The organism is Ralstonia psammae, assembly GCF_958405935.1.
Taxonomy (GTDB): domain Bacteria; phylum Pseudomonadota; class Gammaproteobacteria; order Burkholderiales; family Burkholderiaceae; genus Ralstonia; species Ralstonia psammae.
The window spans coordinates 440,432-454,782 of sequence record NZ_CATZBU010000002.1 but is presented as its reverse complement, the minus strand read 5'-3'; the positions used below and the strand labels follow the sequence as shown (position 1 = coordinate 454,782).

General features: G+C 62.1%; 15 protein-coding genes. 14 read left to right on the top strand and 1 reads right to left on the bottom strand.

Going from position 1 to position 14,351, the window contains the following annotated elements; genetic code table 11:
- Position 1: 1 nt before the first annotated feature.
- Positions 2-598 carry a Maf-like protein gene (locus tag R2N16_RS05885; RefSeq protein ID WP_316664629.1) on the bottom strand — a complete coding sequence of 199 codons (597 nt, stop codon included), beginning with the start codon at positions 596-598 and terminating at the stop codon, positions 2-4.
- A gap of 192 nt (positions 599-790) precedes the next feature.
- On the opposite strand from R2N16_RS05885, the gene R2N16_RS05880 reads away from it, so the two are divergent.
- The 14 genes from R2N16_RS05880 (at position 791) to lepA (ending at position 14,324) form a co-directional block, all read left to right on the top strand.
- Entirely contained in the window at positions 791-1,327 is a 537-nt protein-coding gene (locus R2N16_RS05880; protein WP_316664627.1) for a YceD family protein, read from the top strand.
- A 115-nt stretch (positions 1,328-1,442) separates the two neighbouring features.
- Positions 1,443-1,622: a 50S ribosomal protein L32 gene (gene rpmF / locus R2N16_RS05875; protein WP_009238536.1), complete on the top strand. Its 180-nt coding sequence runs from the start codon at positions 1,443-1,445 to the stop codon at positions 1,620-1,622.
- A gap of 190 nt (positions 1,623-1,812) precedes the next feature.
- Positions 1,813-2,874, top strand: a complete 1,062-nt coding sequence (gene plsX / locus R2N16_RS05870) for a phosphate acyltransferase PlsX (protein ID WP_009238535.1) — start codon at positions 1,813-1,815, stop codon at positions 2,872-2,874.
- Between the two features lie 37 nt (positions 2,875-2,911).
- Positions 2,912-3,892: a beta-ketoacyl-ACP synthase III gene (locus tag R2N16_RS05865; RefSeq protein WP_316664624.1), complete on the top strand. Its 981-nt coding sequence runs from the start codon at positions 2,912-2,914 to the stop codon at positions 3,890-3,892.
- Positions 3,893-3,924: 32 nt separating this feature from the next.
- Positions 3,925-4,854 carry an ACP S-malonyltransferase gene (gene fabD / locus R2N16_RS05860; protein ID WP_316664622.1) on the top strand — a complete coding sequence of 310 codons (930 nt, stop codon included), beginning with the start codon at positions 3,925-3,927 and terminating at the stop codon, positions 4,852-4,854.
- 14 nt (positions 4,855-4,868) lie between these two features.
- Positions 4,869-5,618 carry a 3-oxoacyl-ACP reductase FabG gene (fabG, locus tag R2N16_RS05855; RefSeq protein ID WP_316664621.1) on the top strand — a complete coding sequence of 250 codons (750 nt, stop codon included), beginning with the start codon at positions 4,869-4,871 and terminating at the stop codon, positions 5,616-5,618.
- 186 nt (positions 5,619-5,804) lie between these two features.
- Positions 5,805-6,044, top strand: a complete 240-nt coding sequence (acpP, locus tag R2N16_RS05850; RefSeq protein ID WP_004635650.1) for an acyl carrier protein — start codon at positions 5,805-5,807, stop codon at positions 6,042-6,044.
- 113 nt (positions 6,045-6,157) lie between these two features.
- The gene (gene fabF / locus R2N16_RS05845) at positions 6,158-7,390 is read left to right on the top strand and encodes a beta-ketoacyl-ACP synthase II (RefSeq protein ID WP_316664618.1); all 1,233 of its coding nucleotides are present in this window, start codon (positions 6,158-6,160) and stop codon (positions 7,388-7,390) included.
- Positions 7,391-7,990: 600 nt separating this feature from the next.
- Positions 7,991-8,590: an RNA polymerase sigma factor RpoE gene (gene rpoE / locus R2N16_RS05840; RefSeq protein ID WP_004635646.1), complete on the top strand. Its 600-nt coding sequence runs from the start codon at positions 7,991-7,993 to the stop codon at positions 8,588-8,590.
- A gap of 107 nt (positions 8,591-8,697) precedes the next feature.
- Positions 8,698-9,330 carry a sigma-E factor negative regulatory protein gene (locus R2N16_RS05835; RefSeq protein WP_316664616.1) on the top strand — a complete coding sequence of 211 codons (633 nt, stop codon included), beginning with the start codon at positions 8,698-8,700 and terminating at the stop codon, positions 9,328-9,330.
- Positions 9,331-9,341: 11 nt separating this feature from the next.
- Positions 9,342-10,439 (top strand): MucB/RseB C-terminal domain-containing protein, encoded by a 1,098-nt coding sequence (locus R2N16_RS05830; RefSeq protein WP_316664615.1) that lies wholly within the window; start codon positions 9,342-9,344, stop codon positions 10,437-10,439.
- Positions 10,440-10,520: 81 nt separating this feature from the next.
- On the top strand, positions 10,521-12,038 hold the full coding sequence (locus R2N16_RS05825; protein WP_316664614.1) for a DegQ family serine endoprotease: 1,518 nt from the start codon (positions 10,521-10,523) through the stop codon (positions 12,036-12,038).
- Positions 12,035-12,310 (top strand): glutaredoxin family protein, encoded by a 276-nt coding sequence (locus tag R2N16_RS05820; RefSeq protein WP_316664612.1) that lies wholly within the window; start codon positions 12,035-12,037, stop codon positions 12,308-12,310. The genes R2N16_RS05825 and R2N16_RS05820 overlap by 4 nt, the downstream gene beginning before the upstream one ends.
- Positions 12,311-12,527: 217 nt before the next feature.
- Complete coding sequence (gene lepA, locus R2N16_RS05815; protein WP_316664611.1) at positions 12,528-14,324, top strand: translation elongation factor 4; 1,797 nt, start codon at positions 12,528-12,530, stop codon at positions 14,322-14,324.
- The last annotated feature ends 27 nt before the right edge of the window (positions 14,325-14,351 follow it).

Below are 14,351 nucleotides of genomic sequence, written 5' to 3'. Positions count from 1 at the left end.
TTCAGGCGAAGAGCGGGTAGTGGACGTTGCGCAGCATGCTGGTCAGTGCGATCAGCGGCAGGCCAACCAGCGCGGTCGGGTCCGACGACTCCACGCGTTCGAGCAGGGCGATGCCCAGGCCTTCCGATTTGGCGCTCCCGGCAACGTCGTACGGGTGTTCCAGATGCAGATAGGCGTCCAGCTCCTCATCGGAAAGATCACGGAAGGTGGCCAGCGTGCGGATGTCCTCGCTCTGGTGTTGCCCGGTCCGGCCGTCGTACAGGCACAACGCGGAATGGAATGTGACGGTGCGTCCACGCATCCAGCGCAGTTGCGCCAGTGCGCGGGCGTGGTCCCCGGGTTTGCCGACCTGCTTGCCGTCCAGTGTGGCGACCTGATCGGAGCCGATGACCAGCGTGCCTGGATGGCCTGTCGCGACCTTCTCCGCCTTCTGCCGTGCCAGGCGCAGAGCGGTCTGGTCGGGCGACTCGTCCGGGGCGGGGGTCTCGTCAATGTTCGGTACCACGATCTCAAACGGCAGGCGCAGGCGTTCGAGCAATTCCCGCCGATACGGGGAGCTGGAGGCGAGAATTAACGGTGGACGCGATGCAGAAGTCATAAGTGCTTGAAGATGCAGTAGATTTTGAGCAAAACCTTTTGACGCCAGAGGTTTCTGCCCGCTATAATCCCGCGTTTCGCGGTTTGGCCGCGCAGTGTCGCAAACCGGGCGCCCAGGCGCAAGGTGTCGGGCGCTGCAGAGCGGTCGATCCGGTTCGCGCACCAACAGCAACGCGTTCAGCAGGTTCGATTCGTGGATTTTCGTGCATTCGATCTTTTCGCGTTCATTCGCGCGGGTGAGCCGGCAAGCGGCGCGGTCCATTTGGCCGATATGTCCCGCCTGCGGGCCGAACAGGCCGCCGATGCCCCAGCTGACGCCAACACGCAGTTCCGTTGGCAACTGCAGGGTCTGGTGCGCGAAGAGGCCACCGCCGGTCAGTTGCCCCGCCAGCGTCTCTTCGTAGACCTGGAGGTGGATGGCGCGGTCTGGCTGCAATGCCAGCGCTGCCTCAAGGCCTACGAGCAACCGCTGCCAGTGCGCACGCGCCTGGAAGTCATGCGCTCGGAAGCCGAGGCCGATGCCGCTCCGCTGGATGACGACGAGGCCGATGTCATCGTCGGCTCGCGCAGCTTCGATCTGATCACGCAGATCGAAGATGAGCTGTTGCTGGCGTTGCCGGTGTCGCCGCGTCACGCAGTCTGCCCGGATGAGGTGTTGCCGGAAGAGACCGAAGCTGAAAAGAAGCCGTCGCCGTTCGCGGTGCTGGCAAACCTGAAGACCAAACATTAGGCGTGCGCGAGTATTGCGCGCGCTGATGGCAGTACGTTTCACACGCCTACCGGAATGGCTACGCTCCGGCTCCGTGTGATGTGATAAAATCGATCAAATTGCTTAGGAGTCAGTCATGGCTGTTCAACAAAACAAGAAGTCGCCGTCCAAGCGCGGCATGCATCGTTCGCACGATTTCCTGACGGCGGCCCCGATCGCTGTCGAGCCGACCACCGGCGAAGTGCACCTGCGTCACCACGTGAGCCCGAACGGCTACTATCGCGGCCGCAAGGTTGTGAAGACCAAGAACGACTGATGCGATTTGCCAGTTTTCTGGCAAGCGTGTTGGGTTGGTCTGAATGCACAGGTTCATGATGCAAGCGAAAAAGCGGCAAGCCAATTTGCCGCTTTTTTGTTGAGCGAAATTCGGCAATGCGTGTACGGGTTTGTGTACCATACGCGCGCCAACGGCCGGAGCCGCACGTGAAACCGCAACTCAGACTCGCATGACCATCAAGCTTGCCATCGACTGCATGGGCGGTGATCACGGCGTTGGCGTGACAATCCCTGCAGCGATCCATTTTCTCGCCGCACACGAAGACGTCGAAATGCTGCTCGTCGGGCAGCCCGATGCTATTGCGGCACAGCTCAAGCGACTCCACGCCACCGCGAACCCGCGCGTCCACGTTGTTCCCGCCTCCGAGGTGGTGTCGATGGACGATCCGGTTGAAGTCGCGCTGCGCAAGAAGAAAGATTCTTCGATGCGCGTGGCTATCAATCAGCTCAAGGAAGGCGCCGCTCAGGCGTGCGTTTCCGCTGGCAATACCGGTGCGTTGATGGCCGTGTCGCGTTACGTTCTCAAGACGCTGGACGGTATTGACCGCCCGGCCATCGCCACCGCCATCCCGAACGAGAAGGGTGCCGGCACCACCGTGCTGGATCTTGGCGCCAACGCCGACTGCGAACCCGAGCACCTGCTGCAATTCGCGCAGATGGCCTCGGCAATGGTGTCGGTGGTGGAGCAGAAGCCGCGCCCGACGGTGGGCCTGCTCAACATCGGCGAAGAGGTCATCAAGGGCAACGAGGTGGTCAAGCAGGCGGGTGAGTTGCTGCGCGCGTCCGATCTCAATTTCTTCGGTAACGTTGAAGGCAACGACATCTTCAAGGGCACGACCGACATCGTTGTCTGCGATGGCTTTGTCGGTAACGTGGCGCTCAAGAGCACCGAAGGCCTGGCCAAGATGATCGGCGAGATGCTGCGTCAGGAATTCAGTCGCTCGTGGTTCACCAAGCTGCTCGCCGTCGTGGCGCTTCCGGTGCTGACGCGTTTCAAGCGGCGCGTCGATCATCGGCGCTACAATGGCGCCGCGCTGCTTGGCTTGCGCGGCTTGGTCATCAAGAGCCACGGCTCGGCCGATGCCTACGCGTTCGAATGGGCCATCAAGCGTGCCTACGACGCCGCGGCCAACGGCGTGATCGCCCGCATTGCGCAGGCGTTCGAATCGCACCATGACGCAGCGGGCGCTGCGCCGGTCTCCACTTCCACTCCGGCCGCCGACGCGGCTTGAACGCGTCGCCTCCGAGTCAGATTTCACCCCACCGCACATGACACGTTTCGCAAGGATCATCGGTACGGGCAGCTACTTGCCGCCCAAGCGGGTTACCAATGACGAACTGGCCGCCCAATTGGCCGAGCAGGGCATCGAGACGAGCGACGAATGGATCGTCTCGCGCAGCGGCATCCGCGCGCGTCATTTCGCCGAGCCCGATGTTGCGTGCAGCGACCTCGCCGTGAAGGCGGCCGAGCGCGCTATTGAAGCCGCCGGCATCGATCGCTCCGAACTCGACCTGATCCTGGTCGCGACGTCTACGCCGGATTTCGTGTTCCCGAGCACGGCGTGCCTGGTGCAGCAAAAGCTCGGCATCACCAACGGGTGCGCTGCGTTCGACGTGCAGGCCGTGTGTTCCGGCTTCGTCTATGCGCTGGCGACCGCCGACAAATTCATCCGCTCGGGCGCGTACCGCAACGTGCTGGTGATCGGCTCGGAAGTCTTCTCGCGCATCATCGATTTCAGCGATCGCACCACTTGTGTGCTGTTTGGCGATGGCGCCGGCGCCGTGGTGCTACAGGCTTCTGACGAGCCGGGCATCCTGGCGACTGCGCTGCATGCTGACGGTAGCCACGCAAATATCCTGTGCGTGCCGGGCAACGTGGCCGCAGGTGCAATCCAGGGCAGCGCCTTCCTTTACATGGATGGTCAGGCTGTCTTCAAGCTGGCCGTGACGGTGCTCGACAAGGTTGCCCGCGAAGCACTGGCCGCTGCCGAACTTGATGCCTCGCAAGTCGACTGGTTGATTCCGCACCAGGCCAACATCCGCATCATGCAGGGCACGACCAAAAAGCTGGGCCTCTCTAACGAGCGCCTGATCGTGACCGTCGACGAGCACGGCAACACGTCGGCTGCCTCGATTCCGCTGGCGTTGGATGTTGCTGTGCGCGACGGCCGCATCCAGCGAGGTCAGCACGTGATGCTCGAAGGTGTGGGCGGCGGCTTTACCTGGGGCGCTGCGCTGCTGCGCTTCTGATCGACGAATTTCCAGAACGAACAATACGAGCCATGACATTCGCTTTCGTCTTTCCCGGCCAGGGTTCGCAATCGGTCGGCATGCTCAATGCGTTTGCCGATCATCCGGCCGTGGCGGCCACGCTGGCCGAGGCGTCCGACGCGTTGGGTCAGGACATCGGCAAGTTGATTGCCGAAGGCCCGGCTGAAGAGCTGAACCTGACGACCAACACGCAGCCCGTCATGCTGACGGCAGCTGTTGCTGTCTATCGTGCATGGCAGGCTGCCGGCGGCCCGAGGCCGACCGTCGTGGCAGGCCATAGCCTGGGCGAGTATTCGGCGCTGGTCGCCGCAGGCGCCATCGCGTTCAAAGACGCCGTGCCGCTGGTGCGTTTCCGCGCCAAGGCGATGCAGGAAGCCGTGCCGGTTGGCGAGGGCGGTATGGCTGCGATCCTTGGCCTGTCGGACAACGACGTGCGCGCCGCATGTGCCGAAGCTTCGGTTGCGGGCGTGGTCGAGGCCGTGAACTTCAACGCGCCGGCCCAGGTGGTGATCGCAGGTGCCAAGGCGGCTGTCGAGAAGGCGTGCGAAATCGCCAAGGCCAAGGGTGCCAAGCGCGCCCTGCCGCTGCCGGTGTCGGCGCCGTTCCACTCGTCGCTGCTCAAGCCAGCGTCGGATCGTCTGCGCGAGTATCTCGCTAATGTGACGGTCAATGCCCCGGTGATCCCCGTCATCAATAACGTGGACGTGGCTGTGGTGAGCGACCCGGCTGCCATCAAGGATGCGCTGGTGCGCCAGGCAGCAGCGCCCGTGCGCTGGGTCGAGACGGTCCAGAAGATGAAGGCGGACGGCATTACCCGCGTGGTCGAGTGCGGCCCGGGCAAGGTGCTGGCTGGTCTGGTCAAACGTATCGATGGCGAGATCGTCGGCGACGCGATCTTCGATCCGGCATCGCTGGAAGCCGTGCTGGGCCAACTCAAATAATCAACGGGATTCGTATGACCCAAGCATTGAATAATCAGGTTGCGCTCGTTACCGGTGCCTCGCGCGGCATCGGCCGTGCTATCGCGCTGGAACTGGCGCGCCAGGGCGCGACGGTGGTCGGTACGGCCACGTCGGAAGCCGGTGCGCAAGCCATCACGGCTTACTTTGCCGAAGCCGGCGTGAAGGGCTCGGGTGTGGTGCTCAACGTGAATGACGCCACGCGCTGCGAAGCCGTCATCGACGAAACCATCAAAACGCACGGCGGCCTGAACATCCTCGTCAACAATGCCGGCATCACGCAGGACAACCTGGCGATGCGCATGAAGGACGATGAATGGGTGTCGGTCATCGACACGAATCTCTCCGCCGTGTTCCGCCTGTCGCGCGCCGTGCTGCGCCCGATGATGAAGGCGCGCGGTGGCCGCATCATCAACATTACTTCGGTGGTGGGCTCGGCAGGCAACCCCGGTCAGGCGAACTACGCCGCAGCCAAGGCTGGCGTGGAGGGCATGGCCCGCGCGCTGGCACGCGAGATCGGCAGCCGTAACATCACGGTCAATTGCATCGCGCCGGGCTTTATCGATACCGACATGACCAAGGTCCTGTCGGAAGAGCAACACACCGCGCTGAAGGCGCAGATTCCGCTAGGCCGCCTGGGCGCGCCTGAGGACATCGCCAGCGCGGTTGCCTTCCTGGCGTCACCGGCGGCGGGCTACATTACTGGCTCGACGCTGCACGTCAACGGCGGCATGTACATGGGATAAGGAAGCCGTCCCGGCGGCGGGTGTGCGGGGCTTTGCGCATGTGCAAAATCCTGTGCGATCGCTGATTTAACTGGCTTTTAGCAACATGTTGGGCGCACTTTTTGCATGGATTCCGGCACGGTTTTTCACCGCGCAAACCTGCTAGAATGCGCGCACTTTTTGTCGAATACTTCCCTGGAGGGTTAAATGGACAACATCGACGCACGCGTTAAGAAGATCGTTGCTGAGCAACTCGGCGTGGCCGAAGCGGACATCAAGAACGAATCGTCGTTCGTGAACGATCTGGGCGCGGATTCGCTCGATACGGTTGAGCTGGTGATGGCTCTGGAAGACGAGTTCGGTATGGAAATTCCGGACGAAGAAGCAGAGAAGATCACCACGGTGCAGCAAGCCATCGATTACGCGACCGCCCACGTCAAGGCGTAAGCGTCAATCGATCTCTTGACATCGCGGGCCACAGAAAGGGCGGTTGTCCGGCTTGACCGGGTGGCGCGTTTTCTGTGGCCTTTGTCGCTGATACAGAGTTGCAGGAAAGCATAGTGAGCCGTCGTCGCGTAGTGGTAACCGGCCTGGGGCTGGTCTCTCCGGTAGGGAACTCGGTCGCCGAAGGGTGGGCCAATCTGGTCGCCGGCAAGTCCGGGATCGCCACCATCACCAAATTCGATCCGTCGAACCTGGCCGTGCATTTCGCGGGCGAGGTGAAGGGTTTCAACGCCGAGGATTACATCCCGGCGAAGGAAGCCCGCAACATGGATACCTTCATCCATTACGGCATCGCTGCCGGCGTGCAAGCGCTGAAGGACAGCGGGCTGGAAGTGACCGAAGCCAATGCGGAGCGCGTCGGTGTGCTGGTCGGTTCCGGTATCGGCGGTCTGCCGATGATCGAAGATACGCACCAGACCTACGTCGATCGCGGCCCGCGCAGGATTTCGCCGTTCTTTGTGCCTGGTTCCATCATCAACATGATCTCCGGCCATCTGAGCATCATGTTCGGCTTGAAGGGCCCGAACCTGGCTGCCGTCACGGCTTGTACGACTGGTCTGCACAGCATTGGTCTGGCTGCACGCCTGATCCAGGCGGGTGATGCTGACGCGATGGTTGCCGGCGGTGCTGAATCGACCGTTTCGCCTCTGGGCATTGGCGGCTTTGCCGCAGCCCGTGCGCTGTCCACGCGCAATGACGATCCGGCCACCGCGTCCCGCCCCTGGGACAAGGACCGCGACGGCTTCGTGCTGGGCGAAGGCGCTGGTGTGATGGTGCTGGAAGAGTACGAATCGGCCAAGGCACGTGGCGCCACGATCTACGCCGAAGTCGCAGGCTTCGGCATGAGTGGCGATGCGTTCCATATGACGGCGCCGAACATGGACGGCCCGCGCCGTTGCATGCTGAATGCGCTGCGCGATGCCGGCATGAATGCGGATCAGGTCCATTACCTAAACGCGCACGGTACATCCACGCCGCTGGGCGACAAGAACGAATCCGAAGCCATCAAGGCGGCTTTCGGCGATCATGCCGGCAAGATCGTCGTGAACTCCACCAAGTCCATGACCGGCCACTTGCTGGGTGGCGCGGGCGGGTTGGAGTCGGTGTTCACGGTGCTGGCGCTGCACAATCAGGTGTCGCCGCCGACCATCAATATCTTCAATCAGGATCCCGAGTGCGATCTCGATTACTGCGCCAACACCGCGCGTGACATGAAGATCGACGTGGCCGTGAAGAACAACTTCGGCTTCGGCGGGACGAACGGCACGCTGGTGTTCAAGCGCCCGTAAGGCAAGGCGGCACGTAGCCTCACGGCGCGTGCCGCTTCGTTTTTGCCTTGGTTGTTCAGCACATCGTTTTTCCGGCGCCGTATCGGCGGTTGTGCGCGATTGGTCGGATCGGCATGGCAGGCCTCGTTGGCGCTGTGGCCTTCTGGATGATCCAAACGTGGGGGGCCGCGTTGCCGTTGAGCACCTGGGCTGTCGTCAGCGGACTGGTCATCGCGGGGTGCCTTCCATTGATGGTGAACCGTTCGCCGCTTGCAATGGAACTGATGTGGCGCGTTCGTCTCAAAGAGGACGGAGAGCCCGGTCAAGCCGTGTGGCAGGTCCGATTGAAAGCGCCAGAAGCGGTCCAAAATGCGGCTCTGTTATGGTCATGGTCACTCGGTGAGCGCGTCTTGGTCCTTGGGATCGCGCGTCACGGGTGGTGTCCGCAGATTCTTGTGCTGATGCCGCCGTGGTTCTCTGCCGGGACGCTGCGTCGTATGCGAAGTCTGCTGCGCCTGGGGCCACCCCACGTGGGCTCCCGGGTGTCCGGTGTGTCGTAGGTAAAATACAACGTTTCCAAGTCACAAAAATTCAAGGCGATACACTGCAGGTGAAGAATCCGTGAGTGAACGCGAAGCCGACCAGATCCTCGTCGAGCGCGTCCAGCAAGGCGACAAGCGAGCGTTTGAGCTGCTGGTGGTCAAGTACCATCGCAAGATCATCCGGCTCGTCTCGCGCCTGATCCGTGACCCGGCCGAAGTCGAGGATGTGGCACAGGATGCCTTTATCAAGGCCTACCGTGCGTTACCCCAATTTCGGGGGGAATCCGCGTTCTATACGTGGCTGTATCGCATCGCCGTCAACACGGCCAAGAATTACCTGGCGACACAGGGTCGGCGTCCGGAATCGTCCAGCGACATCGACACCGAAGAGGCTGAAACTTTTGCCGACGGTGAGCTACTAAGGGATATCAATACGCCGGACTCCATGCTGCACACCAAGCAGGTGGCCGAAACGGTCAACCGTGCAATGGAAGCGCTACCCGAAGAATTGCGTACCGCAATCACACTCCGGGAGATCGAGGGTCTGAGCTATGAGGAAATCGCCGAAGCGATGGAATGCCCGATCGGTACCGTCCGATCCCGCATCTTCCGGGCGCGCGAGGCGATTGCCGAGAAATTGCGCCCCCTGCTGGGAACGGTGGAGGGCAAACGGTGGTAGCCAGCCGATATGACAAGCCGGCGGCCGCATGCGGCTGCAAACGGTGAAAACTCGGGAAGTCTTCTCTTGGATCGTTGATTGGACGTTGGAGTTTTTGGGGTCGGGAAATGGGTCAGGCTCAATTGCAAACGGCAGAAGCGGAGTTCGCACAACGCATCTCTGCCTTGATGGACGGTGAAGTCGCAGCGCACGAAGTGTCGTCTGCCGTGGAACTCGCCAAGGATGGCGAGGGCGCAGCGCATTGGCACGAATATCAACTGATCGGCGACGTGCTCCGGTCGGAAGATCTGCTGAACACGCGTTCCTCTGAAGATTTCCTCAGCCGGTTTTCCGCCAAACTCGACGCTGAGCCTCATCTGCTTGTGCCGGCTGTGGCGCAGCGTGCGAAAACCCAAGTGAAGCATCGTTTTTTGGTTAGCCCTGCGTGGGTCCGCCGGATCATGCCTACGACCGCCGTGGCGGCGGCGGTGGCGGCCGTCAGTTGGGTCGTCGTGCCGCAAATGCGCGGTCCTGTCGATGGCGCCGACGGCTCTCCCGCACTGGTCGCCAAAGCAACGCAAGGTGCTGGCGCGCAGGCGTTGACCGTAGCGGCAACCGACAATACGCCGATGATCCGCGACGCCCGTCTGGATGAGTACCTGAGTGCCCATCGTCAATCGGCGACCAACGGTATGGTGGTTCCGTATCTGCGTGCAGTGGCCAATGGGGTGGCGAACACCCAGGACTCCAATCAGGAATAATGCGGGCATCCATGTCGAAGGTGTGGCACCCCGTTGCCGGGGCAGGCGCCCGAAAGCTGCAGGCCGTTCGTCGGTCGGTTTTTCTTCTTCTGTGTGTTTCGGCGTTGGCGACGGCTGCGCAGCCGCAACCCGATCCCATGCCGCGCAAGGAAGCGGCCTCCTGGCTGGTCAAAATCCATCGCGCAGCGCTCAAGCAGAACTACGTCGGTACGCTCACGTATCAGCGTGGCACCGGCATGCATTCGACTCGCATTCAGCACTATGCTGATCTCTTCAACAACGAGTATGAGCGTGTCGAAGCGCTGGACGGCAAGCAGCGCGAGATGCTGCGCCAGAACGACGTCGTCCGGAACCTGATTTACGACGTCAAACTCGTTGTGACGGAGAAGCAGGAGCACAAGGACAGCTTCCCGGCGCTGCTCGCCACCACCAATGGCGATGTGCTTGATCAATACGACATGCGCCGCCTGCCTGCCGAGCGCGTCGCAGGCATGGATTGCGAGGTCTTCCAGCTTGATCCGAAGGACGGCTACCGTTACGCCTACCGCATCTGGGCGGAGCGCAACAGTGGTTTGCTGATGCGCGCCCAGACCATCGGTGAGGACGGCAAGGTGTTGGAGCAGGTCGCCTTCTCCCAAGTTGAGCTGGGTGTGCCGTCTGAAAAGCAGAAGATCGTCGCTGCATTCAAGAACCTGAACGGCTGGAATCAGTACGAGATCGTCACGCAGCCGACGAATCTGGCCGAGCAAGGCTGGACGATCGGCACCCCCGTCAAGGGCTTCCAGAAGATCCGCGAGGTGCGCCGTCCGCTGGGTGATATTGCGCCGGCCGGCAAGAACAGCTTGGGTTTTGAAGTCCAGCAGGTCGTGTTTAGTGACGGGTTGGCAGGGCTGTCGCTCTTTATCGAACCGGTGTCGGAAAAGCGCTCGCGCCGCGAAGGCTTTATCTCGCAAGGTGCCACGCATGTGATGGTGCGACGTGTTGCCGATTTCTGGCTGACGGTCGTGGGCGAAGTCCCGTTTGCTACCATCAAGCAGTTTGGCGCGGCAGTCGACTACAAGCCGATGTCCGCCAACGCGACCAACAAGCCGGCCAGCGCGCCACAGTAGCCGCAGCCGGCATCTGTCTTCGCTGCGCGGCGTGGTCGCGCAGCGACATTTCTCTATTTGTCTTTGTTCCGGGGAGCTTCCATGCGTACCGCTCGATCCGTTCACGCCTTGCGCCTGCTGTGTGTTGCCGCCGCTGTGGCGGTTGGGGGCGTGCTGGCGCCGGCCCACGCGCAGAACGCCACGGGTAGCGTGGCCACGGGCACGTATGGCCTGCCCGACTTTGCCGACTTGGTCGAGAAGGTAAGTCCCGCCGTCGTCAACATCCGTACGACCGAAAAGGTTCGCATGCAGCAGGGTGGTCCGAGCGATGACGACATGGCCGAATTCTTCCGTCGCTTCTTCGGTGTGCCGATGCCGGGCGTGCCCGGCCAGGGGCAAGGCCAGAAGCGCCGCAACGCGCCGCCGCAACAGGAAGAAGAGCAGAGCCGCGGTGTCGGTTCGGGCTTCATCGTCTCGGGTGACGGCTACATCCTGACCAACGCGCATGTGGTGGAAGGCGCGGAAACCATCTACGTCACGCTGATCGACAAGCGTGAGTACAAGGCCAAGCTGATCGGCTTGGATAAACGTACCGACGTGGCCCTCGTCAAGGTGGAGGCGAGCGGTCTGCCGAGCCTGAAGCTCGGCGATTCCGATAAGGTTCGCGTGGGCGAGTGGGTGCTCGCGATCGGTTCCCCGTTTGGCTTGGACAATACGGTTACGGCGGGCATAGTGTCGGCCAAGGGGCGCGATACGGGCGACTACCTGCCGTTTATCCAATCCGACGTGGCCGTCAACCCGGGCAACTCGGGCGGCCCGCTGATCAACCTGCGCGGCGAGGTGATCGGCATCAACAACCAGATCTACAGCCAGAGCGGCGGCTACATGGGTATCTCGTTCTCGATCCCCATCGACGAGGCGATGCGTGTGGCTGAGCAGTTGAAGGCGACGGGGCGCGTGACACGCGGTCGCATCGGCGTGGCAATCGATAACGTGCCGAAGGACGCAGCGGAGTCGCTGGGTCTGGGCCGTGCGCGCGGCGCCTATGTGGGCAATGTCGAATCGGGCGGTCCGGCGGACAAGGCCGGCATCGAGGCAGGTGACATCGTCTTGAAATACAACGGCCGCGATGTCGAGAAGGCGGGCGATCTGCAGCGCCAGGTCGGCGAAACCAAGCCGGGCACGCGCGCTACCGTGCAGGTGTGGCGCAAGGGCGGCACGCGCGATCTCACCGTGACGGTCGCCGAGTTGCAGGCTGACACGAAGGTGGCGCAGCGCACCAAGGGCGCGCAGCCTGATAACAGCCAGCAGGGTCCTGGCAAGCCGAATGCGCTGGGGATGGTGGTGGCTGACTTGTCCGACGGCGCGCGTCGTGAGTTCAAAACCAAGAGTGGCGTTGAAGTGCAGGTGTCTGAAGGGCCGGCGGCTCGTGTCGGCATTCGACCGGGCGACCTGATTCTGCGCGTGGGTGATACTGATGTCACCAACGCCAAGCAGTTCAACGAGGTGGTCGCCAAGCTCGACAAGAACCGCATGGTTGCCGTGTTTGTACGCCGCGGCGATGCCACCCAGGTGGTGACACTGCGCCCGAGTGCGGCCCGTTCGGGTAGCGGCCAGTGATCGAACTGACGCTCTACGGACGCACGTATTGCCATTTGTGCGACGACATGAAGAACGCGCTGGAGCCGCTTCGGCGCGGTTTTTCTTTTGTGCTGCACGAAGTGGACGTCGATAGCGATCCCGTGCTGGAAGCGCGGTTTGACGAATGGGTGCCCGTGCTGATGACGGGGGCGCCGGAAACACCGCCTGAACATGCGCGTGAGCTGTGCCACTACTTTCTGGATGTGCCGGCCGTGCAGGCGTGGCTGGCAGCACAGGCCGCGCACAACTGACGCAACGCCGCTGCCGCAAAAAGACGCGCGGGAAGCCCCCTGAAATCCGGTAAAATCGCCTGTTAGCGCCGATTTTTGCATTGCACGATTCTTGTGCCGCAACTTCGGCTTGAAATCCAATACCTCCCGCCGACGCAGCCAACGCGCGCCGGCCATGCCGGAACCGCCTCGCGCTCCCGGCAGACGCGCCCGGGATGGGCGCTTTTCGACGCATTCGATGGACAATATCCGCAATTTCTCGATCATCGCCCACATCGACCACGGCAAATCGACGCTGGCCGATCGCATCATCCAGCTGTGTGGCGGGCTCTCCGACCGCGAGATGGAAGCCCAAGTGCTGGACTCGATGGACATCGAGAAGGAGCGCGGCATCACCATCAAGGCGCAGACCGCCGCGCTGTCCTACAAGGCACGCGACGGCAAGGTCTACAACCTCAACCTGATCGACACGCCGGGACACGTTGACTTCAGCTACGAAGTCAGCCGCTCGCTGTCCGCATGCGAGGGTGCTCTGCTGGTGGTCGATGCCTCCCAGGGTGTGGAGGCGCAAACCGTCGCCAACTGTTACACCGCCATCGAGCTTGGCGTGGAAGTGGTGCCGGTGCTCAACAAGATCGACTTGCCTGCGGCCGATCCGGACAACGCAATCCAGGAAATCGAGGACGTGATCGGCATCGACGCAACCGACGCGACGCGCTGCTCCGCCAAGACCGGCGTAGGCGTGGTAGACGTGCTGGAAGCGCTGATCGCCAAAGTGCCGGCACCCAAGGGCGACCCGGCTGCGCCGCTGCAAGCGTTGATCATCGACTCGTGGTTCGACAACTACGTCGGCGTGGTGATGCTGGTGCGTGTGGTGAACGGCACGCTGCGCGCCAAGGACAAAGTCTTGCTGATGGCAACCGGTGCGCAGCACTTGGTGGAGCAGGTGGGCGTGTTCTCGCCGAAGTCGGTACCGCGGGAATCGTTGTCGGCAGGGCAGGTGGGCTTCGTCATCGCTGGCATCAAGGAACTGAAGGCCGCCAAGGTGGGTGACACCATCACCCACGTGGCGCGCAAGGCCGAGGCGCCGCTGCCCGGCTTCAAGGAAGTCAAGCCGCAGGTGTTTGCCGGCCTGTATCCGGTGGAAGCCAACCAGTACGAAGCGCTGCGCGAATCGCTGGAAAAGCTCAAGCTCAACGACGCGTCGCTGCAGTACGAGCCGGAAGTGTCGCAGGCGCTGGGTTTTGGCTTCCGCTGCGGCTTCCTGGGTCTGTTGCACATGGAGATCGTGCAGGAGCGCCTGGAGCGCGAATTCGACATGGACCTGATCACCACCGCGCCGACGGTGGTCTATCAGGTGCAACTGCGCGACGGCACGACGGTGCAGGTGGAAAACCCTGCCAAGATGCCGGCGGACCCGAGCAAGATCGAGGCGATTCTCGAACCGATCGTCACGGTCAATCTGTACATGCCGCAGGATTACGTGGGCGCTGTGATCACGCTGTGCGAGCAGAAGCGTGGTTCCCAGATCAACATGAGCTACCACGGCCGCCAAGTCCAGCTGACGTACGAAATCCCGATGGGCGAGATCGTGCTGGACTTCTTCGACCGGCTGAAATCCGTCTCGCGCGGTTATGCGTCGATGGATTACGAGTTCAAGGAATACCGCGTGTCGGACGTGGTCAAGGTCGACATCCTGATCAACGGCGACAAGGTCGATGCGCTGTCCATCATCGTCCACCGTTCCAACAGCACCTACCGTGGCCGCGAAGTGGCCGCCAAGATGCGCGAGATCATTCCGCGCCAGATGTACGACGTGGCGATCCAGGCTGCCATTGGCGCCAACGTGATCGCCCGCGAAAACGTCAAGGCACTGCGCAAAAACGTGCTGGCCAAGTGCTACGGCGGCGATATCTCGCGCAAGAAGAAGCTCCTCGAAAAGCAGAAAGAGGGCAAGAAGCGCATGAAGCAGGTGGGTACCGTTGAAATTCCGCAAGAGGCCTTCCTGGCCATCCTGCGCGTCGAAGAAAAATAATCCAGACATCGCTCGGACGATCTCTCA